Source organism: Phenylobacterium parvum (assembly GCF_003150835.1).
In the GTDB taxonomy this organism is placed as follows: Bacteria; Pseudomonadota; Alphaproteobacteria; order Caulobacterales; family Caulobacteraceae; genus Phenylobacterium; species Phenylobacterium parvum.
The window spans coordinates 862,931-889,604 of the sequence record NZ_CP029479.1; the positions used below are offsets into that span (position 1 = coordinate 862,931).

Here is a 26,674-nt window from a genome sequence, read left to right on the forward strand (position 1 = left end):
CCATGCTTGAAGCGAGTCGGGAGTCCCGCGACGGGTTGAAGGCGGCGCTGGGGCGACCCCAGGTAACGGCGGCCGTCGACCTGGGCGCCAGCAAGGTCGCCTGCTTCATCATGAAGCCTGACGGCGTTCGGCGGGTGGACCGGACCCTGACCGCCTCGGGCGTCGCCCACGTCCAGTCCCGGGGAGTCCGGAACGGCGCGATCGTCAACATCGACGAGGCCTCCGAGGCCGTGGCCCAGGCCGTCGAGCGGGCCGAAAGCATGGCCGAGGTCCGGGTCCAGGGCGTCACGGTCACCACCGCCGGCGGCCAGCTGGCAGGGCGGCGTGTGGCGGGCCGCGTCTCGCTGGGCGCCCGTCCCATCTCCGACGAGGACCTGGCCCGCGCAATCCGCTCGGCCATGGCCCAGCTGAAGCTCCAGGAGCGCAAGGCCATCCACATCCTGCCGGTCTCCTGGTCGGTGGACGCCCAGTCCGGGATCCGCGATCCCCGCCAGATGTTTGGTCGCGTTCTGGGGGTGGAACTGCTGGTGGTGACCATCGCCGAGGCGGCCTACCGGGTGCTGGCCACCTGCGTCGAGCGCGCCCACCTGACCTTTGAAGGCGTCGCCGCTGCGCCCTTTGTCTCGGCCCTCGCCGCCCTCGAGGAGGATGAGATGGACCTCGGGGCGGTCTGCATCGACATGGGCGGCGGCTCCACCTCGGCGGCGGTCTTCGCCGGCGGCAGCCTGGTGCATGTCGAGACCGTACCGGTCGGCGGCCACCACGTGACCTCGGACATCGCCCGCGGTCTCTCGACCTCCTGGGCGGGCGCCGAACGGATCAAGACCCTGCACGGGTCGGCCATCGCCTCGGCCAATGAGGACAAGGAAATGATCGAGGCGCCGCCCCGGGGCGACGACCCCGGCGCCGGGCCGGTGATCGCGCCCCGCTCCCTGCTCAAGGGGATCATCGCCCCCCGGGTCGAGGAGACCATGGAGATCCTGCGCGACCGGCTGAGGGCCTCCGGGGTTCCGGTGGAGCCGGGCGCAGGCCTGATCCTGACCGGCGGCGCGAGCCAGTTGGCCGGCGTGCGCGAGGTCGCCCTGCGCGTCTTCGACCGCCCTGTCCGCCTGGGCCGTCCCCGCCGGGTGCCCCACCTGGCCGACGCCGCTTCCGGACCCGCCTTCTGCGCGGCGGCCGGCGTCCTGCAGAGGGCCGCATTCGGACCCCGCGAGGCGGTTCCGTCCCGCGCCCTGGTCAATTTCGGCGTCCGCCGGGAGCCCCTCGACGCGCGCACGAATCCCGTCATCCGGGCGGCGGTCTGGCTTCGCGACAACCTCTGAACCGGTCGGGCGGCCACCTCGTCGCAAAACCGTCGATTTTGTGCACAGGAAAGCACGTCCGAGCCTCGACGCGCCTCCGACTCGGGCTAGGTAATTAACCCCGAATTAAGGGCGACGGGGAGACTGTTAACCCTGTCGTCGGACCGGTTCGCCTGGGTTTTCCAGGGGCGCCAGGTCAACCTGACGGAGGACGCGAGGGGTCTCATGGCAATTGCACTTTCCGCGCCGCGCGCGACCGAACTCAAGCCGCGCATCGTCGTCTTCGGGGTGGGAGGCGCCGGCGGGAACGCCGTCAACAACATGATCGACGCTGGCCTGGAAGGCGTCGAGTTCGTGGTCGCCAATACGGACGCCCAGCAACTGGCCTTCGCCAAGACCGACCGCCGCATCCAGCTCGGCGTCACCGTCACCCAGGGCCTGGGCGCCGGCGCCCATCCCGAGGTGGGCATGAGCGCCGCCGAGGAATCCATTCCCGAGATCGGTGAGCACCTCGACGGCGCCCACATGGTCTTCATCACCGCCGGCATGGGCGGCGGCACCGGAACGGGCGCTGCGCCGATCATCGCCAAGCTGGCGCGTGAGCGCGGCATCCTGACCGTCGGCGTGGTCACCAAGCCCTTCCACTTCGAGGGCCGCCACCGGATGCGCCTGGCCGACAGCGGCATCTCCGAGCTGCAGCGCTATGTCGACACCCTGATCGTCATCCCGAACCAGAACCTGTTCCGCGTCGCCAACGAGCGGACCACCTTCGCCGAAGCCTTCGGCATGGCCGACCAGGTCCTGCACTCGGGCGTGCGTTCCATCACCGACCTGATGGTGCTGCCCGGCCTGATCAACCTCGACTTCTCCGACGTCCGCACGGTCATGACCGAGATGGGCAAGGCCATGATGGGCACCGGCGAGGCCGAGGGCGAGGACCGCGCCCTGATGGCCGCCAGCAACGCCATCCAGAACCCCCTGCTGGACGAAGTGTCCCTGCGCGGCGCCAAGGCGGTCCTGGTCAACGTGACCGGCGGCCTGGACATGACCCTGCTGGAAGTCGACGAGGCGGCCAACGCCATCTCCGAGCAGGTCGATCCCGAGGGCAACATCATCTTCGGCGCCGCCTTCGATCCGACCCTCCAGGGCAAGATCCGCGTCTCGGTGGTCGCCACCGGCATGGACGGTGCGTCCATGTCCGTGATCGAGCCCCGCCCGGCCCGCGCCACCACCCCGCCGCCCACCATCCGCATTCCCGAGGCGTCGGCTGAACCCGCCCCGGCTCCGGCGCCCACATATGTTGAACCGGCTCCGGCGCCTGTTGCGGCGGCCTACGTCGCCCCGGCGCCCGTCGCCGCCGACACCACCCTCTTCGGCGAGGCTTCGGCGGAAGCCGCCGATCTCCTGGCGCCCGAGCAGGGCGACCTCCTGTCCGCGGCCGCCCCGGCCCCGGTCGAGGCGGTCATCGAGCCCGCCCCGGCTATCCGTCCCATCGACGCTCCGGTGAAGAAGATCGTCGACCCCAGCGTGGCGACCGATGAGGACCTGGACGATCTCTTCCGCAATCCGATCCCGGCGTCTGCCCCTCAGTCCCGTCCAGGCGGCTTCCGCCTCTGGGGTCAGAAGCGCCCTGCGGCCCGGTATGAGCCGCCCCCGGCGGCGGCCTCTCCCCGTGCAGGCGGCGCCCTGCCTGTCGAGACGCCCAGCGAAGCCGCTGCGCCCGAGGGCGAGGACCTCAACATCCCGGCCTTCCTGCGCCGCCTCGCCAACTAGGCGCCGCGCGCAACAGCCCCTCAGCAGACCCCCTCCGGCCCGGGGCCTCGCCCCGGTCCACCTCTCCCTGGGGGGGAGGAATTCGGGGGCCATTGCCCCGCCAAGGTGGAAATCCGGGAAAAACCCGGTGAAAGGGTCTGCGGCCCCAAGGGCGGATGGCCATTCCGGCGGTGTCTTCACTCCCTGAAATACAAGAGATTCCAGATACCTGGCGCCAGAAACATTGCGAAACGCAACGTGTTTTGCGGCGCCGCAGCAAGCTCCTTATCTCCGCCGTGACGGAGTGTGTTTCCGTCCTGTGTGATCCGGAGGCTTCCATCGTGGCCGATCTTGCGTACCAGCACACCGTCGCCAACCCCGTCCGGTTTTCGGGCATCGGGGTCCACACCGGCGTGCAGGCCCGTGTCGCCGTGCTGCCGGCCCCGGCTGGGGCTGGCCTTGTCTATGTCCGCACCGACGTGCAGGACCGCGACAACCGCATCGCCGTGAGCGGCGAGGCTGTCTGCAAGACGCAACTCGGCACGGTGATCACCAACGCCGCCGGCGTCACGGTCGCGACGATCGAGCACCTGATGGCCGCCCTGGTCATGTCCGGCGTGGACAACGCCGTGATCGAGATCGACGGCCCGGAAATGCCGATCATGGACGGCTCGTCCCTTGACTTCATCCGCGGCCTCGACCGGGCGGGCGTTCGCCGCCAGGGCGCCCTGCGACAGGTCATCGAGATCATCGACGTCATCGAGGTCATCGAAGGCGACAAGCGCGCAACCCTTCGTCCGTCGGACGGTTTCGAGGTGGCCTTCGAGATCGCCTTCGGCTCGCGCGCCATCGGGCGCCAGGCCGTGGACCTTCGGATGGACCCGGCCGCCTTCCGCCGTGAGCTGGCCGACTGCCGGACCTTTGGCTTCCTGCACGAGGTCGAGGCCCTGCGCGCCATGGGCCTGGCCCGGGGCGGCTCCATGGACAACGCCGTGGTCATCGACGGCGACGAGATCATGAACCCCGAGGGCCTTCGCCGGCCCGACGAGTTCGTCCGCCACAAGGCCCTGGACGCCATCGGCGACCTCTACGTTCTGGGCGCGCCTGTGCTCGGCCGGTTCGAGGGCGTCCTGGCCGGTCATGCCCTGAACAACGCCCTGGTCCGCGCCCTGCTGGCCACGCCGCACGCCTGGCGCCTGAGGACCCTCGCCCCGGAACTGGCCGAGGCGGTCTGAGCCGTCTTCCGCGCCGCGAGCGTTGGCGCAGGCCTCGGGCTCGTGTAGAACCTGGAACGGTCAGGCGCGGGGGCGCGCTCTTGTCCTTTGAGGTGATGGTGTCCGTGCTTCGCAGATCCTGGACCACGCCGGCCCTCGTCGGCCTGGCCGCCGCCCTTACCCTCGCCGGTTGCGCCGCCCAGCCCAAAAAGCAGAGGCTGGTCTACGAGGAGCGCCCTGTCGAACTCCTCTACGCCACGGGCTCCTCGCGGCTGGACGCCCGCCAGTGGAGCCAGGCGGTGGACTATTTCGCCGAGGTCGAGCGCCAGCACCCCTATTCGGAGTGGTCCCGCCGGGCGATCCTGATGACCGCCTACGCCAACTACCAGTCTGGCAACTACCTCGAGGCGATCGGCGATTCGGACCGGTTCCTGTCGCTCTACCCGGGCAACCCGTCAGCCGCCTACGCCCACTATCTGAAGGCCATCTGCTATTTCGACCAGATCGTCGACGTGGGCCGTGACCAGGCGGCCACGGGTCAGGCCCTTGCGGCCCTGCGCGACGTGGTCCAGCGCTATCCCAAGTCGGAATTCGCCGCCGACGCCCGGCTGAAGATCGACATGGTCAACGACCAGTTGGCTGGCAAGGAGATGGCGGTCGGGCGCTACTACCTGCGTCATGGCGACACGCTTGCCGCGATCGGCCGGTTCCAGACCGTGCTCCAGCGCTACCAGACCACCACCCATGCGGCCGAGGCCCTCTACCGCCTGGTGGAGGCCAATCTCACCCTCGGCCTGATGGAAGAGGCGCGCCGCAATGGCGCCGTGCTGGGCTACAACTATCCCGGGGATTACTGGTACCGCGAGGCCTACGCCCTCCTGACCTCCAAGGACCTCAAGCCCCCCGTCACGCCGGACGGCAAGGCCAAGCGGCGTTTGCCCCTGCCTTTCGTCAAGGATCCCTCCAAGACGCTGACCCCCCAGTCCGCAGGCCTGGCCGTTCCTCCGGGGGCGGGCTGACCGGCGGTCAGCCGGGCTTCCGGTCCGGCCGATTCGCGGCGAACCTGATCCCATGCTGACCGGCCTCTGGATTCGCGATGTCGTCCTGATCGAGGCGCTGGACCTTTCAGTCGGTCCGGGCCTCACCGCGCTGACAGGTGAGACCGGGGCCGGCAAGTCCATCCTGCTCGACGCCCTGGGCCTGGCGACCGGCGCCCGGGCGGAGTCCGGCCTGGTCCGTCGCGGGTCCGCCCAGGCCAGCGCCTCGGCCGCCTTTTCCCCACCCCCGGGGCATCCCGTCTGGAGCCTTCTCGAGGCGCGCGGCCTGGAAGCGGCCCCCGGCGAGGACCTCATCCTGCGGCGGGTCCTGTCGGCCGACGGCCGCAGCCGGGCCTTCGTCAATGACCAGCCCTCCAGCGTCGGCGCCCTGCGGGAGATCGGGGCCCTGCTGATCGAGGTCCACGGCCAGCATGAGACGGTCGGCCTGCTGGACGCCCGCACCCATCGGGACCTTCTGGACGCCTACGGCGGCCACGCCCCCCTGGCGAAGGCCACCGCCCAGGCCTGGGGCGCCTGGCGCGAGGCCGAGGCGCGCCTGGAGGCCCTGGGCCGGGACGCCGCCGCCCTGGAGGCCGAGGCCGAGGAGGCGGGGCGCCTGCTGGCCGAGCTCGACGCCCTGGCGCCCGAGGCCGGCGAGGAGACCGCCCTGGCCGAGAAGCGCGCGGTCCTCGGCGCCGCAGAAAAGGCCCTGGCCGACATCAACCTGGCGGGCGAGGCGCTTGAGGGCCTGCCCCCGCGGCTGGCGTCAGCCCTTCGCGCCCTGGGCCAGGCCCGCAGCCGCGCCCTCGCCGCCGGCGCCGCCGCCGAGGGACCCGCGGTCCAGCGGCTGGCCGAGGCCGAGGCGGCCCTGGACGCGGTGTTCAGCGGCCTGCAGGAGGCCGAGGCGGCCGTCGAGTCTGCGGCCTCGGCCTTCGACTTCCGCGCCGACGACCTGGAAAAGGCCGAGGAGCGCCTCTTCGCCCTGCGGGCGGCCGCCCGGCGGATGGGCTGCGCCGTCGAGGCCCTGCCGGAACGCCGACAGGCCCTGGCCGAGCGTCTCGCGCGCCTGGACTCCGGCGAGGCGGAACTGGCGGCCGCAAGGCGAGAGGCCGCCGAGGCCGAGGGCCGATACATCGCGGCCGCCGCGGCCCTGACCGCCGCCCGGCGCGCAGCGGCGGAGGCCCTGGCCCTGGCGGTGGAGTCCGAGCTTCCGCCCCTCAAGCTGGAGCGCGCCCGGTTCCGGGTGGCCCTGGAGACCCTCGCCCCGGACCGCGCCGGCCCCGGCGGCTGCGACCGCATCCTTTTCGAGGTGGCGACCAATCCGGGCGCCCCCTTCGGCGACCTGACGACGGTGGCGTCCGGGGGCGAACTCGCCCGCTTCGCCCTGGCCCTTAAGGCTTCCCTGGCCGGCAGGGGAGGGGAGCCGCCCCTGATGATCTTCGACGAGGTGGACCAGGGCGTGGGCGGGGCCGTCGCCGACGCCGTGGGCCTGCGCCTGCGCCGGCTGGCGCGGGAGGGCCAGGTCCTGGTGGTCACGCACTCGCCCCAGGTGGCGGCCCGGGCGGACGCCCACTGGCGGATCGCCAAGGCGGGCGATGACGAGGCCCTGCGCACCCGGGTCGAGGTCCTGGATGCGGCCGCCCGGGAGGAGGAGATCGCCCGCATGCTGGCCGGCGCCCAGGTCACCAACGAGGCGCGCGCCGCCGCCAGGGCCCTGATGCATGCCTGAGATCCCTGTCTCCGACCTGACCGAAGCGCAGGCCGCCGAGGAACTGACCCGGCTGGCCGACGAGATCGCCGCCCATGACCTGGCCTATCACCAGGCTGACGCCCCGGTCATTTCCGACGCCGAATACGACGCCCTGCGGCGACGCAACGCCGCCATCGAGGCGCGCTTCCCGCACCTGGTGCGCGAGAACTCCCCCTCCCTGAGTGTGGGCGCCGCCCGGTCCGACCAGTTCTCGCCTGTCGAGCATGGCGCGCCCATGCTGTCGCTGGACAACGCCTTCTCCGACGACGACGCCCTGGAGTTCGACTCCCGGGTTCGCCGCTTCCTGCGACTCGACGCCGCCGACATCGCCTACACGGCCGAGCCCAAGATCGATGGCCTTTCGGCCTCCCTGCGCTACGAGGGCGGGGTGCTGGTGCGCGGCGCGACCCGCGGGGACGGCCGGGTGGGCGAGGACGTTACGGCCAACCTACTGACGATCGGCGACATTCCCCGCCGTCTGTCCGGCTCCGGGTGGCCCGAGGTGATCGAGGTGCGGGGGGAGGTCTATCTCTCCCACGCCGCCTTCGCCGGGCTGAACGCCCAGGCCGAGGCCGCCGGGCAGAAGACCTACGCCAATCCGCGCAACGCCGCCGCCGGCTCCCTGCGGCAGATCGATCCGCGCATCACCGCCAGCCGGCCCTTGGCCTTCTTCGCCTATGCCTGGGGCGAGACCAGCGCCCCTTTCGCCGACACCCAGTGGCGGGCCCTGTCCCTCCTGGCGGAGTGGGGCTTCGTCACCACCCCCCAGTCGCGCCGGGTCGAGGGCGCCGAGGGCCTCCTGGCCGCCTATCGCGAGATGGAGGCCGCCCGGCCGCACCTGGGCTTCGACATCGACGGGGTGGTCTACAAGGTGGACCGGCTGGACTGGCAGCAGAGGCTGGGCTTCATCACCCGGACCCCGCGCTGGGCCATCGCCCGCAAGTTCCCCGCCGAGCAGGCCCGGACGGTCCTGACGGCCATCGACCTGCAGGTGGGGCGTACCGGCGCCGTCACCCCGGTCGCCCGGCTTGTCCCCGTCACGGTCGGCGGTGTGGTGGTCGAGAACGCCACCCTGCACAATGGCGACGAGATCGCCCGCAAGGACATCCGGGTCGGCGACACGGTCATCGTCCAGCGCGCCGGAGACGTCATTCCCCAGATCGTCGGGGTGGTGGAGGCCGAGCGCCCCGACCCGCCGCCGGCGCCCTTCGCCTTTCCCGAGGTCTGCCCCTGCGCCCTCGCCACCCCCCTGGTGCGCGAGACCACCGCCTCGGGCGCCGAGACCGTGGTGCGCCGCTGCTCAGGCGAGTTCGCCTGCCCCTTCCAGCGCATCGAGCACCTGCGCCACTTCGTCTCCCGCCGGGCGTACGACATCGAGGGTTTGGGCGAGAAGCAGCTGGCGGCCTTCTTTGATCGCGGCTGGGTGCGCGAGCCCGCCGACATCTTCCGCCTGGCCCGCGACGCCGGGCGGCTGGAGGAACTGCGCGGCCTGGACGGTTATGGCGAGACCAGCGTCGCCAACCTCGCCGCCGGGATCGAGGCGCGGCGCGACATTCCCCTCGACCGCTTCATCTTCGGCCTGGGCATCCGCCACATCGGCGAGACCACTGCGATGGTCCTGGCGCGCGGCTACGGCTCGGCCGACGCCTTCCTGGCCGCCATGGACCGGGTCGCAGCCCGGGATCCCGAGGCCGTCGAGGAGCTCGACGCCCTGGACCAGGTGGGCGGCGCCGTCATCGAGGCCGCCGCAAGCTATTTCGGCGAGGCCCACAACCGGCGGATCGTGGCCGAGCTGGTCGCCGAGCTGACCATCCGCGACGCTGAGCGTCCGCGCCAGGACACCGCCGTGGCGGGCAAGACCGTGGTCTTCACAGGCGCCCTGGAGCGGATGACCCGGGACGAGGCCAAGGCCCGCGCCGAGTCCCTGGGCGCCAAGGTGGCGGGCTCGGTCTCGAAGAAGACGGATATCGTAGTGGCCGGCCCGGGCGCCGGCTCCAAGCTCAAGACCGCCGAGTCCCTGGGTCTCCAGGTCTTGACGGAAGCCGAGTGGCTTGAACTCATCGGCGACGCCAGTCCAGGAGGATGACGTGAAGGGTGAGAGATCACGGGAGCGCCTGTTCCAGGTCCTGAACTGGCTGGTCTCCATCGTCCTGGCCGGTTTCCTGATCGGCTTTGGCGGGCTGGTCATCGGCGACCTGCCCAAGGTCTCCAGTCCGGTGACAATCGAACAGTTCATGCCGGCCGGGCGGCAGGCCGAACTGGAGGCGGCCAAGCAGCGGTTCGAGACCGAGCGTTCCGACCTCCTGCCCAGGCTCGAGGCGTCGGGGGAGAAGCGCGACCGGGCGACGGAGACCTACACCTCCGCACGCGAGGCCTTCGACAACTGGGTGAAGACGCGCACCGCCACCGGCGACGGCGGCCAGGACGCCGAACTCGTCGCGCGCACCCGCGAACTCGACCGGCTGAAGGCCGTCCAGGATGCGGCCCGGGCCGAACATGACGCCGCCTCGGACGCCGTCACGGCCCTGGGTGAGCGGGAGGCCGCCGCCGACAAGGCCCTCGAGGCCCTGCGGACCGCGGCGGAGCCCGCCTACAAGCAGGCCCGCTTCCTCCAGGACCTCAAGGTCTTCCTGATGCGCCTGGCCCTGACCCTGCCCCTGCTGGGCATTTCGGCCTGGATGCTCATGCGCAAGCCCCGGGGCGACTACTGGCCCTTCAAGCGCGGCTTCATCCTCTTCTCGGCCTTCGCCTTCTTCGTCGAGCTTGTGCCCTACCTTCCGGACTACGGCGGTTATGTCCGGTTCGGGGTCGGCATCCTCTTGACCGTCGTGATCGGCCACTTCCTGATCCGCTCCATGCGCACCTACCTGGCGAAGCGCGAGGCCGACGAGCAGAAGGCCGAGCCCGAGCGGGTCCGGGCCATCACATACGACGAGGCCCTGAAGAAGATTGGCGCCCGTACCTGTCCCGGCTGCGACCGCGGCCTGCCGACCGTGGAGGGCGCCCAGCTCGACTACTGCGTCCACTGCGGCCTGCGCCTCTTCAACCACTGCAACGCCTGCGAGACCCGCAAGTTCGTCTTCTTCCGCTACTGCATGGCCTGCGGCTCCCCCGCGACCGCCGAAGGCGAAGGCTGAACCGCCGCTGGCCTCCTCACCTGGTTTCGCCGGGAGATCCCCCACGGGGGAGCAATTGGCGCCTCTTTCCTGCCCCCAAGGGGTAGGCGCAGCGGCCCTTCCGCAGGCTAGGGCCGGGCTGGGCGTCGCTTCAGGGCGGCCTCGTCCTCGGCGATGGAGGCGCGCAGGGTGTCGGTCAGCCATTCATCCGGCCGGCCGTCCGGGCGAGGATCGGCGAGGTCGGCGATGCGCCAGCCTTCCCCCTCGGGGGTGAGGCGAAGGAGGAGGGTGACGGGCGGGTCTGAGGTGGTCAGCCGCACCCGGAGCCGGGCTGTCAGGCCCTGGCTCCACGGCCGGGTCTCCACCTTCAAGATCCTGTAGGCCGCCTCGTCCCAGTCCTGGCAGCTGCACAGCGAGATGGGCTCAACAGGGTCCAGCCCCGGGGTGGCGCCGATGCGCCCGTCCCTTAGGGTCTCTGCGCGCCGGTAGAGGGCGAGAAGACCCGCAGACAGGGCCGCTTCGTCCTGAGACAGGCGCGGGTCGGGTCGGGGCCCGTAGCGGGAATAGACCCCGGACAGGAAGTCGCCGGGGCTCATCGCCCGGGCTTCCGGCGCCAGGCCGGCGAGGACCAGGGCGGCCAGGAAGCCCGCCGCCCGCCTCATCCGGCAATGGGCGCGCAGGCGGCCTTTAGCCAGTCGCGGACCGGCCCGTCGAGGTGCGGGCCGATCTCGGCCAGGACCCGGGCGTGGTAGGCGTCCAGCTGGTCCCGCTCCGCGGCGGTGAGCAGGTCGGGCAGGATCAGGGTCCGGTCGATGGGCGCCAGGGTCAGGGCCTCGAAGCCCAGCATGGGACGCTCGCCGCCGGGGATGGTCCGGGGCGAGGTGACATACTGGAGGTTCTCGATCCGGATGCCGTAGGCGCCCTCCTTGTAGTAGCCCGGCTCGTTGGAGACGATCATCCCGGGCTGGAGGGCCACGGAATTGGGGGCCTTGGCGATCCGGTGCGGACCCTCGTGCACGCCCAGGAAAACGCCGACGCCGTGGCCGGTGCCGTGGTCGTAGTCGAGGCCGCGCGACCAGAGGGCGGCCCGGGCGAAGGCGTCCACCGCCGAGCCCGTCGTCCCCGCCGGGAACCTCAGGGCCGCCAGGGCCAGGTGGCCCTTGAGCACCAGGGTGAAGCGCTCGCACATCTCGCGGCTGGGCGTCCCGATGGCCATGGTCCGGGTCACGTCGGTGGTGCCGTCGGGATACTGGCCGCCGGAATCCACCAGCAGGAGGGAGCCCTGCGCCGTGCGCGTGTTGGTCTTCTCGGTGGGGTGGTAGTGCGGCAGGGCGGCGTTGCCCTGGGCGGCGGCGATGGTGTCGAAGGACAGGTCGGACAGGCCCTCGACCTCCTCGCGGAAGGCCTCCAGCCGACTGGCGACCTCGATCTCGTCGGGCAACAGGGCCTGGGCCTCGGTGGCCACCCAGTGCAGGAAGCGGGTCAGGGCGACGCCGTCGCGGACGTGGGCGCTGCGGGAGCCGGCGATCTCAACCGGGTTCTTGCAGGCCCGGGGCAGGGCGCAGGGATCCTCGCCCCGCAGGACCTGGGCGCCGGCGGCTTCCAGGGCGTCGAAGTAGAAGGCCGGGGACTGGGCCGGATCGACCAGCACGACCTTGCCCTTCAGTTCGGCCAGGGCGCCGGGCAGGTCCGCCGGAGTCTCCAGACGCACCCCGTTGCCCAGCCAGGCCGGCAGTTCCGGGGTCACCTTGACGGGGTCGAGGAAGAGGCGCGCCGAGCCGTCGCGGTTCAGGATGGCCTGGGCGAGCGGCAGGGGCGTGCGGCTGACGTCGCCGCCCCGCACGTTGAACAACCAGGCGATGGAGGCCGGGGCGGTCAGGACCGCAGCCTCCGCCCCCTTCGCCACCAGGCCCTCGCCCAGCCGGGCGCGCTTTGCGACGGAGTCCTCGCCGGCGAAGTCGAGGGCGTGGGGGCGCACCGGCGCCGTGGGCTGGGGCGGTCGGTCGGCGCCCCAGGCGACGTCCAGCGGGTTGGGATCGACGGGCTTCAGGATCGCCCCCGATCGGATGGCGGCGTTCCGCAGGTGTCCCAGGGCGTCAGGGCTGTGCAGGCGCGGATCGTAGCCGATCACCTGGCCGGGGCGGGTGTTGGCCTCGACCCAGGCCGGGACCCCGCCGACCACCAGGTCGCAGATCTCGAACAGGGACGTATCCACCTGGGCCCGGACCTGGATGGTGTAGCGGCCGTCCACGAAAACTGCGGCCCGGTCGGCCATGACGATGGCGGCCCCGGCCGAGCCGGTGAAGCCGGTGGCCCAGGCCAGCCGGTCGTTGGCGGCGGGCAGGTACTCGTTCTGGTGCTCGTCCTCGTGCGGGACCAGCAGGCCGTCGAGCCCCTGGGCGGCCATGGCGGCGCGGATGCGGGGCAGGTGGAGGGACCCGTAGGACGGATCGGCGGATTCTTTGAAGCTCTGGCGCATGAGCGCTATCTAGGCCCGACGGGCGGGGCGCGCAAAGGCCCTGCAGACAGGAGAGTCATGTCGCGCGAGGACCGCAGGGCCCAGGTCCAGGCCTGGAAGGAGGGGCGCAAGTCCCGGGCGGGGATCTTCCGTGTGGCCTGCGCGCCGGCGGGGAAGGCCTGGCTGGGCGTGAGCCGGAACCTCGACGCCCAGCAGAACAGCATCTGGTTCAGCCTCCGGCACGGCGGCTCGCCCAACCGCGAGATGCAGGCGGCCTGGAAGGCCCATGGCGAGGACGCCTTCGCCTTCGACGAGGTCGAGGAGATCGATGTCGAGGAACTCAGCGCCTACCTGGTGAACCAGCGCCTGCAGGAGCGGCTCAAGCACTGGTGCGCCGAGTTGGGTGCGGGCCGGGTGGTCGCCTGACGGGTCGGCGCCTGAAGGCTCAGGACCGCTGGATCACCAGGGTCGCCCAGGCGTCGCGGTGGATGCGGCGCAGCAGGCGGAAGCCGCGGGAGCGGTAGGCCGCCAGCACCCGCCGTTCCTGGGTGCGCAGGAGGCCGGACAGGATGGCGACCCCGCCGGGCCGCAGGGCGCCCCGGATGTCCTGGGCCAGGGCCACCAGGGGCGGGGCCAGGATGTTGGCGAAGACCAGGTCATAGGGCGCGGCGGAACGCACCCGCTGGTGGCCGAGGCCCGAGGCGTGGACGAACTCGGCCCGGGCGCCGTTCAGGGCCGCATTCTCCCGCGCGATGCGGACGGAGGGGGCGTCGATGTCCGTGCCGCGGGCCAGTCGCGCGCCCGTGCGGGCGGCGGCGATGGCCAGCACGCCGGTGCCCGCGCCCACGTCCAGCACCTTGTCGAACCGGCGGGCCTTGAGGAGGTCGTTCCAGGCCTGGAGGCAGCCCACCGTGGTGCCATGGTGACCGGTGCCGAAGGCCGCGCCGGCCTCGATCCGCAGGGCGATGGCGTTGGGCGGCACCTGGCCCCGGTCATGGGCGCCGTAGACGAAGAACCGGCCGGCGCGCACCGGGGGCAGGCCCGAGAGGGACATGGCCAGCCAGTCGGCGTCGGCCAGGGGCTCGACGGTCACGACCAGGCCGGGCTGGGCGGCCAGGCGGGCCTTCAGGGCGTCGGTTTCCTCGGAGGTCGTGGGAAAGGCGTCGATCCGCCAGACGTCGTGGTCCTCGTCTTCCTCCAGGATGGAGTAGGTCGCGCCCTCCAGGACCGGGTCTGCGTCGAGGCTGGCGGCGGCGGACTCGGCGGCCGCCCGGGGCCCCCGGGCGATGATCTGGACGGCGTCTTCGCTCATTCGCCCTCCTTAGGGCGGTCCGGCGCGGAAGGCGAGGGGGCGGAGGCCTCGGGCGGCGGTGCAGGCGCGCTCAGGGGGTCCGGAAGGCTCGTGACCACCTGTGGATCAGGCGCGGGCGGAGTCGTCTCCGCTTCCTCCTCCTCCCAGGCCGCGAGGGGCGGGACGTAGCCGGGCGGTGGCTGGCGGGAGTCTGTGCCGACCACATAGTCCGGGACAGGCCCCGAGCCCGACCATCCGCCTGCACCCCAGCCCCCGGTGGGATCGGCTCCTCCGACCGGCCCGGCGGGCGGGCCCATGAAACCGGCGGGCTCGACCAGGTCGCGCCGGAAGTCGCCGGGCTGGGGCCGCAGGAGGGCCCCGGCGATCAGGCCGAGGCAGGCGAAGGCCGCCGCGCCGGCCAGTTCGACCTTCATGCGGCCCGGCGCACGGCCCGCTCGATCAGGTCGCAGACCGTGGGAACAAGGGGGGCGGGGATGTTGTGGCCCATGCCGTCCAGGACGTGCATCTCGGCTCCGGGAATGCAGGCGGCGGTGTCGTGGCCGCCCTCCACCGGGACCAGGGGATCATCCGCCCCGTGGATCACCACCGTGGGGGCGGTGATGCGGCGCAGGGCCTCGCGTCGGTCGCCGCTGCCCAGGATGGCCGCGTACTGGCGCAGGAAGCCCACGGGATAGTAGGCGCGCCGGAAGGAGGCCTCGATCCCGGCGCGCTCGGCGGCCTCGTCATACAGGCCGGCGGGCCCCGCCATCACCCGGGCCGACTTCAGGCCATGCTCGAGGAAGGCGTCCAGCTCCTGGTGCGGGTCCGGCCCCCGGTTGACCAGGAAGGCCACGGCCTCGGGCTTGGCCGGCGGCAGGGTGGGATTGCCCGTGGTGGACATGATCGAGGTCAGGGAGCGCACCCGGTGCGGGTGCTCGGCGGCCAGCATCTGGACGATCATCCCGCCCATGGAGGCGCCCACCACATGGGCCGAGCCCAGGCCCAGGCCCTCGATCACGCCGGCGGCGTCCGCCGCCATGTCGGAGAGGAAGTAGGGCGCGTCCGGCCGGCGGCCCTCGCGCACGGCCGTGGCGACGTCGCCAATGCTGGGCGGCGGGGCGTCTTCGAAGCGGTGCGAAAGGCCAACATCGCGGTTGTCGAACCGCACGACGCGATAGCCGCGCCGAGCCAGGTCGCCGACCATGTCCATGGACCAGCGGATCATCTGGGCGCCCAGGCCCATCACCAGGACGATGGGCTCGCCGCCCTCCGGCCCGTGGATGTCATACTCGATCCCGATGCCGTTCGCCGTCAGTCGCGCCATGTCCGTCTCCCGTGAGGTTCGGGGCACGATGGCGCGCCGGCCGCCGGGCCGCAAGCGCGGCGAGGGGTCAGGCCTTCTCGACGAAGCTGTCGAGCACCTTCTTCTCGCCGGCCTTGTCGAAGGCCACGGTCAGCTTTGAGCCCTCTGCGACGAGGACCCGGCCATACCCGAACTTCTGGTGGAAGACCCGGTCGCCCCGGGCAAAGGCGCTGGACTGGGGGTCGGAGACGGCGAGAAGCCGGCCCTCGCCCTCGATGACCGCCTTGCGGTTGACGGGAGCGGCCGGACGGGGCCGGTCCTGGGCCCGCCGCCAGCCGGGAGAGTCGTAGCCGGAGCCGAAGGCCGGGGTCTCGTCCCAGCGGCTCGACGCCGCCTGCATGCCCGGCCCGCCGCTGAAATAGCCGGTCTCGGAGACCGCCTCGACATGGGCCTCCGGCAGTTCGTCCACGAAGCGGCTGGGCAGCTGGCTGGTCCATCGGCCATAGACGAGGCGGTTAGCGGCGAAGCTGATCCGCGCCGACTTCCGCGCCCGGGTCAGGCCGACATAGGCCAGGCGCCGCTCTTCCTCGAGGCCCTTCTCGCCGGTCTCGTCGAGGCTGCGCTGGGAGGGGAAGACCCCTTCCTCCCAGCCGGGCAGGAAGACCAGGGGGAACTCCAGCCCCTTGGCCGAGTGCAGGGTCATGATCTGCACGGCGTCGGCCTGGGGGCCCCGGTCCATGTCCATGACCAGGGAGACGTGCTCGAGATAGGCCTGCAGGGTGTCGAAGGCGTCCATGGACTGGACCAGTTCCTTCAGGTTCTCCAGCCGGGTCTGGGCGGTGGGGGTGCGGTCGGCGCGAAGGGCGTCGGTGTAGCCGCTTTCCTCGAGGATGGCCTCGGTCACGCGGGCGTGGTGGGTGTCGCGGGCCAGGGCCGTCCAGCGATCCAGGTCGCGCAGGAAGTTCGCCAGGGAGGTGCGGGTGCGGGCCGGCAGCTCGTCGGTGACGGCGGCCTCCCGGGCGGCGGCCAGGGCCGAGACGCCCGAGGCCCGGGCGATCTGGAACAGCTTCTGGACCGAGGCCTCGCCGATGCCCCGGCGCGGGGTGTTGATGATGCGCTCGAAGGCCAGGTCGTCGTCCGGCGACTGGACCAGGCGCAGATAGGCGTGGGCGTCGCGGATCTCGGCCCGCTCGAAGAAGCGCGGCCCGCCCACCACCGTGTAGGGGATGGACATGAGGACAAAGCGTTCCTCGAAGGCGCGCATCTGGAAGGAGGCCCGGACCAGGATGGCCATGTCGCGATAGGCGAGGGGCGCCTCGTCGCGCTCGCCCCGGTGGGCGCGCTCGATCTCCTCGGCCACGAGGCGGCTCTCGGCCTCGCCGTCCCAGACCCCGCGCACCAGGACCTTGGCCCCGCCTTCCGCCTCGGTCCACAGGGTCTTGCCCAGCCGGCCGCGGTTGGCGGCGATCAGGCCCGAGGCGGCCCCCAGGATGTGGGCGGTGGAGCGGTAGTTGCGCTCGAGCCGGATGACCTTGGCGCCCGGGAAGTCCTTTTCGAAGCGCAGGATGTTGTCCACCTCGGCGCCCCGCCAGCCATAGATCGACTGGTCGTCGTCACCCACACAGCAGACATTGCCCCGCGACTGGCCCAGCAGGCGCAGCCAGAGGTACTGGGCGACATTGGTGTCCTGGTACTCGTCGACCAGGATGTAGCGGAAGCGGCGGTGATACTCCTCCAGGATGTCCGGCCGGGCCTGGAGCAGGGTCAGGTTGTGCAGCAGGAGGTCGCCGAAGTCACAGGCGTTCAGCACCCTCAGGCGCTCCTGGTAGGCCCGGTAGAGCTCCTGCACCTTGTTGCCGGCGAAGCCCGCGCCCTCGGAGGAGGGCAGCTTCTCGGGCGTCCAGCCGCGGTTCTTCCAGTGGTCGATCAGGCCGGCCAGGGCCTTGGGCGTCCACCGCTTCACGTCGATGTTCGCCGCCTCCATCACCTGCTTGATCAGGCGCTCCTGGTCGTCGGTGTCGAGGATGGTGAAGGTGGACTTCAGCCCGACGATCTCGGCGTGCCGGCGCAGGATCTGGGCGGCGATGGAGTGGAAGGTGCCCAGCCAGCGCAGGCCCTCGGCCTCGGGCCCCAGGATGGCGGCCAGGCGCTCGCGCATCTCCCGCGCGGCCTTGTTGGTGAAGGTGACGGCGAGGATCTCCCAGGGCCGGGCCCGGCCGGTGGCCAGGATGTGGGCCAGCCGCGTCGTCAGCACCCGGGTCTTGCCCGTGCCGGCGCCCGCCAGCACCAGGACGGCGCCGTCGACCGCCTCCACGGCCTCGCGCTGCTCGGGGTTGAGCCCCTTGAGGTAGTCGGGCTCGCCCACCGGGCGCAGGCCCGCCGCCGCCCTCTGGCTGAGGCTCAGGGGCCGCTCGCCCCCGCCGTCGTGTGATTCCGTCTCCGACATGGGAACGGATGTAGCACGCGCAGCGGCGTGGATTCAGCCCTTCGACTGCAGGGCCGCGACCCGGCAGGCCGAGGCGAGGGGGCGCTCGCCGCGGCCGGCGTCGATCTCGGCGAGGAGGACCGAGAGGCGCACGCCCCGGGCCGTCGCCATGGCCTCGAGCGCCGCCCAGAACTCCGGTTCGAGGGCCAGGGAGGTGGCGTGCCCGGCGAGTTGGACGGAGCGTTTGGCGAGGGTCATGGCCAAAAGGCTTACACCTGATCGCTTGACTGCGTCAGGCCCTTGAATCCCGCCCGGGCCGGCGTTACCTCCTCGTCAACTGAACAGTGTTTAGTGGACGACATGACCGCCGACGTTCTGCCTGCCGACACCCCCCTCCCGAAGCCCCGTCGCGACTGGGGCGCCGCCCTGAGGGCCCTGCGCCGCCTGCTGCGCGACAAGGAGGACACCCGCCAGGTCTTCGAGATCATGCGGGCCCTGACCGGCGACGCCATGAATGAGAACTACCGTCGGCTCTACACCACGCCCCGGGGCGGCCGCATCGCCTACCAGCGGGTCGAACTGGCCCGGAAGCTGATGGATGAAGCCTGGCTCGACACCTTCCCTGAGGGGTCCGTCGGCGCGGCCTACCGCCACTTCATCCGCAGCCAGCAGATCTCCGCCGAGGGCCTGGCCGAGGTCAGCCGAGAGACGGGCGGCGAGATCGATACCCCGCACCCGGTCGCCTGGATGGCCCGCCGCACCCGGGATGTCCACGACGTCTGGCATGTCCTGACCGGCTATGGCCGCGATGGTCTGGGCGAGGCCTGCCTGGTGGCCTTTTCCTATCCCCAGACCCGCAGCCTGGGCTGGGCGCTGATCGCCCTCGGGGCCATCTCGCGCACCCGCGGCGGCCGCTATCCCTACGCCAAGGCGATCTGGCAGGGCTACCAGCGCGGCAAGGCGGCCCGCTGGCTGCTGGGCGAGGACTATGAGGCGCTGTTCGCCGAGCCCCTGGACCAGGCCCGCCGCCGGCTGGGGATCACCCCTCCGACGGTTTATGACGCCATCCCGCCCGAGGCCCGCGACATCGTCGCCAGCCCGACCCCGGCCGGCGCGCCCGTCCCGGCGGCCGCCTAGGCGGCGAGTGCTGAGAGGGGGATTGACCCCCTCAGTCAGCTTCGCTGACAGCTCCCCCTAGGGGGAGCAATGACGCCCTAATTCCTCCCCATCAGGGGGAGGTGGACCGCGAATGCGGGCCGGAGGGGGTCTGCGGAGGCTAGGGCTCGAGGCGCTTGCCGTCGAGGTGGCGGGCGGTGCGGGATGCGTCCGCCTGGGCCCGGGCCTTCTCCGCCTTGGTGCGGCCGAAGGCGACGCGGTTCTCGGCGGCCTGGGCCTTGTCCGCCGCCTTCGCCCGGGCCTTGCGGGCCTTGGAGAGGCTGACGAGGGTCACGGTCACTTCACCGAGGCGCAGAAGCGCTGGATGCGGCCGCAGGCGTCTTCCAGCACCGCCTCCGAGGTGGCGTAGCTGATGCGGAAGAAGGGCGAGAGACCGAAGGCCTCGCCGAACACCACCGCCACGCCCTCGGTCTCCAGCAGCTCGTTGGCGAAGTCCTTGTCCGAGCCGATCACCCGGCCCGACGGGGCGGTGCGCCCGATCAGCTTCTCGCAGGAGGGATAGACGTAGAAGGCGCCCTCGGGGGTCGGGCAGACCAGGCCGGAGGCCTGGTTCAGCATGGAGACCACCAGGTCCCGGCGCTTCTGGAACAGGGCGGCGTTGGGCTTGATGAAGTCCTGGGGCCCGTTCAGGGCCTCGACGGCGGCGTACTGCGAGACTGAGCAGGGGTTGGAGGTGGACTGGCTCATGACCTTGGCCATCAGCTTGATCAGGGGCTCGGGGCCCGCGGCGTAGCCGATCCGCCAGCCGGTCATGGCGTAGGCCTTGGAGACCCCGTTCATGGTCAGGGTGCGCTCGTAGAGGGCCGGCTCGACCTGGGCGATGGTCCAGAACTTCACGTCATCGAACATCAGGTGCTCGTACATGTCGTCCGTCAGGATCCAGACCTGCGGGTGGCGCAGCAGGACCTCGGCCAGGGCCTTCAGCTCATCCTTGGTGTAGGCCGCGCCCGAGGGGTTGGAGGGCGAGTTGAGGATCAGCCAGCGGGTGCGCGGGGTGATCACGGCCTCCAGCTCGGCGGGCTTCAGCTTGAAGCCGCTGGCCGCGGTGGTCGGGGCGAAGACCGGGGTCCCGCCCGCCAGCAGGACCATGTCGGGATAGCTGACCCAGTAGGGCGCCGGCACGATGACCTCGTCGCCCGGGTTCAGGGTGGCCATCATGGCGTTGAAGATGACCGGCTTGCCGCCCGGTGAGACGTTCACCTGGGAAGGCTTGTAGGACAGGCCATTCTCGCGGGCGAACTTGGCGGCGATGGCTTCCTTCAGCTCGGGGATGCCGTCGACCGTGGTGTACTTGGTCTTGCCCTCACGGATGGCGCGGATCGCGGCGTCCTTGATGTTCTCCGGGGTGTCGAAGTCGGGCTCGCCGGCGCCGAGGCTGATGATGTCGCGGCCCTGGGCCTTCAACTCGCGGGCCTTCTGGTCGGTGGCCATGGTGGCGGACGGCTTGACCCGGGCGAGGGTGGCGGATTCGAGCGACATTTGGGTCTCCTGGACGGGAGTCTTTTGGCTGGGCGGGGTTTATCCGAACCGCTCCCTCAGGCATAGGCGTTGCGTGCGCTGCGACCGCCCCCAAGCCTTACCTGCTAAACCCTGTCTTGCGTGACAGCGTGCAGCCAGAGCACCATGCCTCCGCCCTGTTCCCTCTGATCCTGCTGGAGTCTCCCGAATGAAGACCCGTCACCTGATCGCCGCCGCCCTTTCCGCCGCCGCGCTCGCCGCCGCCGGCTGCGCCTCCACGCCCAATGTACGGGTGATGTCGGATCCCTCCGCCGACTTCACCCAGTACCGCACCTTTGGCTTCGCCAGCCCCCTGGGCACCGACCGCGGCGGCTACCAGAGCGCCGTCTCCCAACAGCTCAAGACCTCCGCCCGCACCCAGCTCGAGGCCCGCGGTCTTCGCTATGTCGAGGCCGACCCGGACCTGGTCGTGAACTTCAGCGCCACCCTGGACGAGAAGCTCCGCGTCTCGACCACGCCGACCGCGACGATGGGCGTGGGCTACTACGGCTATCGCACGGGCATGTATTCGGCCTGGCCGATGTATCGCGACGAGACCACCGTCACGCCCTACAACGAGGGTACGCTGAACATCGACATCGCCGACGCCCGCCGCCGGCAACTGGTCTGGGAAGGGGTGGTCCGCTCCACGGTGACCGAGAAGACCCGGTCCAACATCGGTCCGGCCCTCGACAGCGCGGTGGCCAACGCCTTCGCCAAGTATCCTGTCCCGGTGGCTTCCCCTGCCAAGTAGCCCTGAAGGACCGTCCCCCGGCGGGCCGCTCGGGCGGCTGTTCCGGATGGTTGCGAACATGGATGGACGCGCCTGGGTCAGCCTGGGCGTTTCCTTCCTCCTGTTCGGCGGCGTGGGACTTGTCTTCGTCTTCGGCGCCCGCCTCCTGGGCTTCGACAGCGAGGCGGCCCTGGAGGGCTGGTTCGGCGCGGCCCACGGCCCCTGGGCCCTGCCCGCGGCGGTGGCGGCCTTTGCGGCCCTGGCCTTCCTCGGCGCGCCCCAGTTCGTGCTGATCGCCGCCGCCGTGGTCGCCTTCGGACCCTTGGCTGGGTCGGTCTACAGCTGGGTGGGAACCATGGTCTCGGCCCTGATCGGCTTTGCGGTCGGTCGCGTCGCCGGGGCCAGGACCCTGAGGATCTTCTCCGGGGAGGGCCTGGACCGCTTCATGGCCCTGATCGGCCGCAATGGCTTCCTGGCCTCCCTCCTCGTGCGCCTGGTGCCTTCGGCGCCGTTCATCGTGGTCAACATGGCGGCGGGGGTGACGCCGATGCGAACCCTCGACTTCGCCGGGGGCACGGCCCTGGGCATCATTCCCAAGATCGCCCTGACCGCCTTCGCCGGCGGCGCCGCCTTTCGCGCCCTGACCGGAGGTGGAATCGGTCATGTGGCCCTGCTGGTCCTGGCCGGAGCGACCTGGATCGGGATGGGCCTCCTGGCGCGGGAGTGGGTGCGAAGGGTGACAAGTTCGACCCCGGAGGCGTAAATTCTGGGAGAAATCTTGCGCGATAGAGGTTTTCTCGCGCCTGCACGGCAAAACTCTTGCGTCAAATCCAGGTCGCGGCTAAGAGCGGGACATGCAGATCGAGCGCACATGGACGCCTTCGGCCCCCGGCGGGTCGTTCGGGCTTCTCCTTCGGGGGCTTAGCCGCCCCTGGGCGCCGACCCTGGCCTAGCGAACGCGCGGCCGGGCGCCCAGGGGATCCTCCCGACGCCCATTCCCGTTCAGGCCCAGATTTACCGAGAGCAACATGACCACTGACACCCGGACTCCTTCCGACGACCGCAGCCGCGTGATCGTCTTCGACACCACCATGCGCGACGGCGAGCAGTCGCCCGGCGCCTCCATGTCCCTGGACGAGAAGCTGGAGCTGGCCAAGATCCTCGAGGACATGCGGGTCGACGTGATCGAGGCGGGCTTTCCCATCGCCTCCAACGGCGATTTCGAGTCCGTCCGCCGCATCTCCGAGATCGTCACCGAGAGCACGATCTGCGGCCTCGCCCGGGCCGGGCAGGCCGACATCGAGCGCTGCGCCGAGGCCATCCGCCCGGCCAGGCGCGGCCGCATCCACACCTTCATCTCCACCAGCCCGGTCCACATGAAGTGGAAGCTCCAGATGGAGCCCGACACAGTGCTGGAGATGGTGACCAAGTCCGTGGCCCACGCCCGCAACCTGTGTGGCGACGTGGAGTGGTCGGCCGAGGACGCCACCCGTACCGAGCGCGATTTCCTGCGGCGCTGCGTCGAGGCCGCCATCCGCGCCGGCGCCACGACCATCAACATCCCCGACACCGTCGGCTACACCTATCCCTCAGAGTACGAGGCGGTCTTCCGCGACCTGATCGAGAACGTACCGGGCGCGGACAACGTGATCTTCTCCACCCACTGCCATAACGACCTGGGCCTGGCCGTGGCCAACAGCCTGGCCGGCGTGCAGGGCGGGGCCCGGCAGGTCGAGGTCGCCGTCAATGGCATGGGTGAGCGGGCCGGCAACGCCGCCCTCGAGGAAGTGGTCATGGCCCTGAAGGTCCGCGGCGACCGGCTTCTCTTCGACACGGGCGTCCAGACCCAGCACATCACCCGCGCCAGCCGCTACGTCTCGGCCATCACCGGCTTCCCGGTGCAGTACAACAAGGCCATCGTCGGCAAGAACGCCTTCGCCCACGAGAGCGGCATCCACCAGGACGGGATGCTGAAGAACGCCGAGACCTACGAGATCATGCGTCCCGAGGACGTGGGGCAGGGCGGCACCAACCTGGTCATGGGCAAGCATTCGGGCCGCCACGCCTTCCGCGAGAAGCTGAAGGGCCTGGGCTATGAGCTGGGCCAGAACGCCCTGAACGAGGCCTTCCAGCGCTTCAAGGACCTCGCCGACAAGAAGAAGGATGTCTACGACGACGACATCGTCGCCCTGGTCGACGACGCCCTGGCCTCGGGCGCCGACCGGATCCAGGTCAAGAGCCTGCGGGTGGTGGCCGGCACCGAAGGGCCGCAGACGGCGGACCTGGTCCTCACCGTCGACGGCGAGGAGCGGGTGGCCGCCGCCACCGGCGACGGCCCGGTGGACGCGGTCTTCCACGCCATCCGCCAGGCCGTGCCGCACGAGAGCGACCTGCGCCTGTTCCAGGTGCACGCCGTCACCGAAGGCACGGACGCCCAGGCCCAGGTCTCGGTCCGGCTGGAGGAAGACGGCCGCATCGCTACGGGCCAGGCGGCGGACACCGACACCCTGACCGCCTCGGCCAAGGCCTACGTCAACGCCCTCAACAACCTCATCGCCCGCCGGGAGAAGACGGCGCCAGGCTCGCGCCTGGCCAGCGGGTTCTGATCCATGCTGTGGGCCGTGCTCGCCGCGGCCGCCGCCCCGCTCCAGGTCGCCCGCAACGCCTTCCAGCGGGGCATGATCGGAGAGGCCGGGCCCTGGGGCGCGACCCTGGTCCGGTTCCTGTTCGGCCTGCCCTTCTCCCTGGCCCTTCTGGGGATCGCGGTCCTGGCGACCCCGGACGCCCGGCCAGAGCCCGGCCTGCGGTTCTTCCTGAGCGTGGGGGCGGGGGGGCTGGCCCAGGTCGCCGCCACCGCCTGCCTTCTGGTGGCCATGGAACGCGCGGGATTCGCCGTCGCCACCTTTCTGCAGCAGGCCGCCCTGCCGTTCGGCGCCGTGCTGGGCTGGATCGCCTTTGGCGACGGCATGCATCCGCTCCAGTGGCTGGGAGTGGGCGTCACGACTGTCGGCCTGTCCGTCCTGTCCTGGCCCCGTGAGGGGCTGCGGACGATGGACCCTGGCGCCCTGCTGGGCCTGGCTGCGGCGGCCTTCTTCGCCCTGTCGATGAACGGCTACCGGCAGGCGGGGCTGGCCCTTGAGCCGCGGCACCCGATCTTCGCGGGCATTGGCGCCGTTGTCGCCGCCCAGGCGATCCAGTCGGTTGTCCTGGGCGGCGCCCTGGCCCTCCTGAGGCCTGCCGCCCTTCGTGCGGTCTTCGTATCCTGGCGGGCGTCGCTTGGCGCGGGCGCCTGCGGGGCGGGCGCTTCGGTCCTCTGGTTCTCGGCCCTGGCCATGTCGCCCCCCGGACCTGTGCGCGCCATCGGCGTGATCGAGGCGCCGATCGCCGCCCTGGCGGGCCGGACCCTGTTCCGCGAGCGCCTCACCCCCCGCCAGCTGGCGGCTGGCGCCGCCACCGCCCTCGGCGTGGTGGTGACGGCGCTGGCCTGACGGGGCAGGATGGCGCTGACCGGCCGGGGAGGGCGGACATGGCGCAGGACGCGGACTTCGACCTTGAGGCGCACGCCGGACGGCTGGCGCGGGACGGCTTCACCGTCCTCCGGGACTTCCTGTCGCCCGGGGACCTCGCCGAGGCGCGGGCGCGCATCGACGCCCTGTCGGGCGCCCACCGGGGCCGCAACGCCTTCGAGGGCTACGCCACCGAGCGGATCTACACCCTGGTGGCGCGGGGCGCGGTCTTCGAGCGCATGGTGGAGGACCCCCGGGTCCTGGCCCTGCTCGACCGCTTCCTCCTGCCCGGCTACCTGCTGACCGCCAGCCAGTCGATCCGGATCCACCCGGGGGAGGCGGCCCAGGCCCTCCACACCGACGACAGCTTCTACCGCCTGCCCCGGCCGCGGCCGGCGGCCAGCCTCACGCTCATCGCGGCCATCGATCCCTTCACGGAAGAGAACGGCGCCACCGACATCCTGCCGGGCTCCCACCTCTGGGACGAGGCCCGGGCGGCGGAGGCGATCGCCGCGGGGGGCGGGCCCGGTCTAGTCCCCGCCGTCATGCCGGCGGGCGCGGCCATCATCCTGCAGGGAAACCTCATCCACCGCGGCGGCGCCAACCGCAGCGACGCCCCACGGCTGGCCCTCACCCACCAGTATTGCCAGCCCTGGGCGCGGACCCAGGAGAACTTCTTCCTCGGCATCCCCCAGGCCCGGGCGGCCGCCCTTTCGCCCCGTCTCCAGGCCCTCCTCGGCTATGAGGTCTGGCCGCCCTTCATGGGCCATGTGACCGGCTCGCATCCGCTCAAGGCGCTCGAGCCCGGCTGGTCGCCGCCGGTCGAGAGGCCCGGGACCGGGGAAACGGACTGAATCCACAGGAAGGCGGGCCTCCAAGCGGTGGATTCGCCTTGAATTCACCCCATTGGCAGGGCAGAGGACCATCTGATCCGCCCTGTCGGGACAGGGTCCGTTGGCGCGCGCCCCTGGTGGCGACCAAAACCTCGGACCCAGACCTTCGCAAGGCCCCTCCGACCCCGCCCTCCGCCTCCGGGAACCTGCATGTTTTCCTCCCTCTTCGGCTCTGTCACCAAGGACATCGCCATCGACCTCGGCACCGCCAACACCCTGATCTACATGAAGGGTCGCGGGATCGTGCTGAACGAGCCCTCGGTGGTGGCCCTGCGCACCGTCGGCGGCCGCAAGGAGACCTATGCGGTCGGCCTCGACGCCAAGCAGATGCTGGGCCGGACCCCTGGCCACATGGAGGCCATCCGCCCCCTCCGCGACGGCGTCATCGCCGACTTCGAAGTCGCCGAGGAGATGATCAAGTACTTCATCCGCAAGGTTCACAACCACAAGGGCTTCGTGAACCCCAAGGTCATCGTCTGCGTGCCTTCGGGCGCCACGGCGGTGGAGCGCCGGGCCATCAAGGACAGCTGCCTGAACGCCGGCGCGCGCCGGGTGGCCCTGATGGACGAGCCCATGGCCGCGGCCATCGGCGCCGGCCTGCCCATCCATGAGGCGACAGGCTCCATGGTCGTCGACATCGGCGGCGGCACCACCGAGGTGGCGGTCCTGTCCCTTTCGGGCGTGGTCTATTCGCGCTCGGTGCGGGTGGGTGGCGACACCATGGACGACGCGATCATCTCCTACATGCGCCGGAACTATAACCTGCTGATCGGCGAGACGACGGCCGAGCGCATCAAGAAGGAAATCGGCACCGCCCGCGCCCCCGAGGAGGGCGAGGGCCTGGCCATCGACGTCAAGGGCCGCGACCTGATGCAGGGCGTGCCCCGGGAGGTGCGGGTGGCCGAGAAGCAGGCCGCCGAGGCCCTGGCCGAGCCCGTCGCCCAGATCGTTGACGCCGTGAAGATGGCCCTGGAGTCGACGCCTCCGGAGCTGGCCTCCGACATCGCCGACAAGGGCATCATGCTGACCGGCGGCGGCGCCCTGCTGCGGGGCCTGGACGTCGAGATCCGCGACCACACCGGCCTGCCCGTGACGGTGGCCGATGATCCCCTGTCCTGCGTGGCCCTGGGCTGCGGCAAGGTGCTCGAGCATCCGGCCTGGATGAAGAGCGTCATGGACAACGGCGGCGCCTGACCGGGGACTGGCGGGAATCGCGCCACTG

General features: G+C 71.3%; 24 protein-coding genes. 15 read left to right on the forward strand and 9 right to left on the reverse strand.

From position 1 onward, the window contains the following. The first annotated feature begins 2 nt into the window (after positions 1-2). The 7 genes from ftsA to HYN04_RS04160 all read left to right on the forward strand — a co-directional run bounded on the left by ftsA (position 3) and on the right by HYN04_RS04160 (position 10,191). Positions 3-1,322, forward strand: a complete 1,320-nt coding sequence (gene ftsA / locus HYN04_RS04130) for a cell division protein FtsA (protein WP_110449582.1) — start codon at positions 3-5, stop codon at positions 1,320-1,322. Positions 1,323-1,526: 204 nt separating this feature from the next. Further along, a complete protein-coding gene (gene ftsZ / locus HYN04_RS04135; protein WP_110449583.1) occupies positions 1,527-3,074 on the forward strand; it encodes a cell division protein FtsZ in 1,548 nt (515 codons plus the stop codon). A gap of 320 nt (positions 3,075-3,394) precedes the next feature. Beyond that, positions 3,395-4,288, forward strand: a complete 894-nt coding sequence (gene lpxC / locus HYN04_RS04140) for a UDP-3-O-acyl-N-acetylglucosamine deacetylase (protein ID WP_241962691.1) — start codon at positions 3,395-3,397, stop codon at positions 4,286-4,288. A 95-nt stretch (positions 4,289-4,383) separates the two neighbouring features. Continuing rightward, entirely contained in the window at positions 4,384-5,286 is a 903-nt protein-coding gene (locus HYN04_RS04145; RefSeq protein WP_110451295.1) for an outer membrane protein assembly factor BamD, read from the forward strand. Positions 5,287-5,338: 52 nt separating this feature from the next. Further along, complete coding sequence (gene recN / locus HYN04_RS04150) at positions 5,339-7,033, forward strand: DNA repair protein RecN (RefSeq protein ID WP_110449585.1); 1,695 nt, start codon at positions 5,339-5,341, stop codon at positions 7,031-7,033. Further along, the gene (gene ligA / locus HYN04_RS04155) at positions 7,026-9,140 is read left to right on the forward strand and encodes an NAD-dependent DNA ligase LigA (protein ID WP_110449586.1); all 2,115 of its coding nucleotides are present in this window, start codon (positions 7,026-7,028) and stop codon (positions 9,138-9,140) included. Before recN ends, ligA begins: the two co-directional genes overlap by 8 nt. A 1-nt stretch (position 9,141) precedes the next feature. After that, on the forward strand, positions 9,142-10,191 hold the full coding sequence (locus HYN04_RS04160) for a zinc ribbon domain-containing protein (protein WP_110449587.1): 1,050 nt from the start codon (positions 9,142-9,144) through the stop codon (positions 10,189-10,191). Between the two features lie 107 nt (positions 10,192-10,298). Here HYN04_RS04160 and HYN04_RS04165 read toward each other — a convergent pair whose 3' ends face one another. Both HYN04_RS04165 and HYN04_RS04170 read right to left on the reverse strand, forming a co-directional pair. After that, the gene (locus tag HYN04_RS04165; RefSeq protein ID WP_110449588.1) at positions 10,299-10,832 is read right to left on the reverse strand and encodes a hypothetical protein; all 534 of its coding nucleotides are present in this window, start codon (positions 10,830-10,832) and stop codon (positions 10,299-10,301) included. Then, complete coding sequence (locus tag HYN04_RS04170; protein WP_110449589.1) at positions 10,829-12,649, reverse strand: aminopeptidase P family protein; 1,821 nt, start codon at positions 12,647-12,649, stop codon at positions 10,829-10,831. The genes HYN04_RS04165 and HYN04_RS04170 overlap by 4 nt, the downstream gene beginning before the upstream one ends. Before the next feature lie 57 nt (positions 12,650-12,706). Between HYN04_RS04170 and HYN04_RS04175 the strand changes: the two genes are divergently transcribed. After that, on the forward strand, positions 12,707-13,054 hold the full coding sequence (locus HYN04_RS04175) for a GIY-YIG nuclease family protein (RefSeq protein ID WP_110449590.1): 348 nt from the start codon (positions 12,707-12,709) through the stop codon (positions 13,052-13,054). 19 nt (positions 13,055-13,073) lie between these two features. On the opposite strand, the gene HYN04_RS04180 is transcribed toward HYN04_RS04175, so the two are convergent. From HYN04_RS04180 to HYN04_RS04200, 5 genes are all read right to left on the reverse strand, one after another. Further along, positions 13,074-13,940: a 50S ribosomal protein L11 methyltransferase gene (locus tag HYN04_RS04180; RefSeq protein WP_110449591.1), complete on the reverse strand. Its 867-nt coding sequence runs from the start codon at positions 13,938-13,940 to the stop codon at positions 13,074-13,076. Next, positions 13,937-14,353: a hypothetical protein gene (locus HYN04_RS04185; RefSeq protein WP_110449592.1), complete on the reverse strand. Its 417-nt coding sequence runs from the start codon at positions 14,351-14,353 to the stop codon at positions 13,937-13,939. The genes HYN04_RS04180 and HYN04_RS04185 overlap by 4 nt, the downstream gene beginning before the upstream one ends. Continuing rightward, positions 14,350-15,243 (reverse strand): alpha/beta fold hydrolase, encoded by an 894-nt coding sequence (locus HYN04_RS04190; protein ID WP_110449593.1) that lies wholly within the window; start codon positions 15,241-15,243, stop codon positions 14,350-14,352. The genes HYN04_RS04185 and HYN04_RS04190 overlap by 4 nt, the downstream gene beginning before the upstream one ends. A gap of 67 nt (positions 15,244-15,310) precedes the next feature. Then, complete coding sequence (locus HYN04_RS04195) at positions 15,311-17,668, reverse strand: ATP-dependent helicase (protein WP_110449594.1); 2,358 nt, start codon at positions 17,666-17,668, stop codon at positions 15,311-15,313. Positions 17,669-17,701: 33 nt separating this feature from the next. Beyond that, complete coding sequence (locus HYN04_RS04200) at positions 17,702-17,905, reverse strand: ribbon-helix-helix domain-containing protein (RefSeq protein WP_110449595.1); 204 nt, start codon at positions 17,903-17,905, stop codon at positions 17,702-17,704. Between the two features lie 102 nt (positions 17,906-18,007). On the opposite strand from HYN04_RS04200, the gene HYN04_RS04205 reads away from it, so the two are divergent. Continuing rightward, positions 18,008-18,784 (forward strand): Coq4 family protein, encoded by a 777-nt coding sequence (locus HYN04_RS04205; protein WP_110451296.1) that lies wholly within the window; start codon positions 18,008-18,010, stop codon positions 18,782-18,784. 139 nt (positions 18,785-18,923) lie between these two features. Here the strand turns inward: HYN04_RS04205 and HYN04_RS04210 are convergent, their stop codons facing one another. Beyond that, entirely contained in the window at positions 18,924-19,097 is a 174-nt protein-coding gene (locus HYN04_RS04210) for a DUF4169 family protein (protein WP_199285992.1), read from the reverse strand. 2 nt (positions 19,098-19,099) lie between these two features. Next, complete coding sequence (locus HYN04_RS04215; protein WP_110449597.1) at positions 19,100-20,302, reverse strand: pyridoxal phosphate-dependent aminotransferase; 1,203 nt, start codon at positions 20,300-20,302, stop codon at positions 19,100-19,102. Between the two features lie 187 nt (positions 20,303-20,489). On the opposite strand from HYN04_RS04215, the gene HYN04_RS04220 reads away from it, so the two are divergent. The 6 genes from HYN04_RS04220 (at position 20,490) to HYN04_RS04245 (ending at position 26,646) form a co-directional block, all read left to right on the forward strand. Beyond that, positions 20,490-21,074 carry a DUF4136 domain-containing protein gene (locus tag HYN04_RS04220; RefSeq protein ID WP_110449598.1) on the forward strand — a complete coding sequence of 195 codons (585 nt, stop codon included), beginning with the start codon at positions 20,490-20,492 and terminating at the stop codon, positions 21,072-21,074. 58 nt (positions 21,075-21,132) lie between these two features. Continuing rightward, positions 21,133-21,816 carry a TVP38/TMEM64 family protein gene (locus HYN04_RS04225; protein ID WP_241962692.1) on the forward strand — a complete coding sequence of 228 codons (684 nt, stop codon included), beginning with the start codon at positions 21,133-21,135 and terminating at the stop codon, positions 21,814-21,816. Between the two features lie 265 nt (positions 21,817-22,081). Continuing rightward, entirely contained in the window at positions 22,082-23,659 is a 1,578-nt protein-coding gene (locus HYN04_RS04230) for a 2-isopropylmalate synthase (protein WP_110449600.1), read from the forward strand. Positions 23,660-23,662: 3 nt separating this feature from the next. After that, entirely contained in the window at positions 23,663-24,541 is an 879-nt protein-coding gene (locus HYN04_RS04235; protein WP_110449601.1) for an EamA family transporter, read from the forward strand. A gap of 38 nt (positions 24,542-24,579) precedes the next feature. Further along, positions 24,580-25,413 carry a phytanoyl-CoA dioxygenase family protein gene (locus HYN04_RS04240; RefSeq protein ID WP_110449602.1) on the forward strand — a complete coding sequence of 278 codons (834 nt, stop codon included), beginning with the start codon at positions 24,580-24,582 and terminating at the stop codon, positions 25,411-25,413. Positions 25,414-25,602: 189 nt separating this feature from the next. Next, positions 25,603-26,646, forward strand: coding sequence for a rod shape-determining protein (locus HYN04_RS04245; RefSeq protein WP_110449603.1), 1,044 nt, complete (start codon positions 25,603-25,605; stop codon positions 26,644-26,646). Positions 26,647-26,674: the final 28 nt, after the last annotated feature.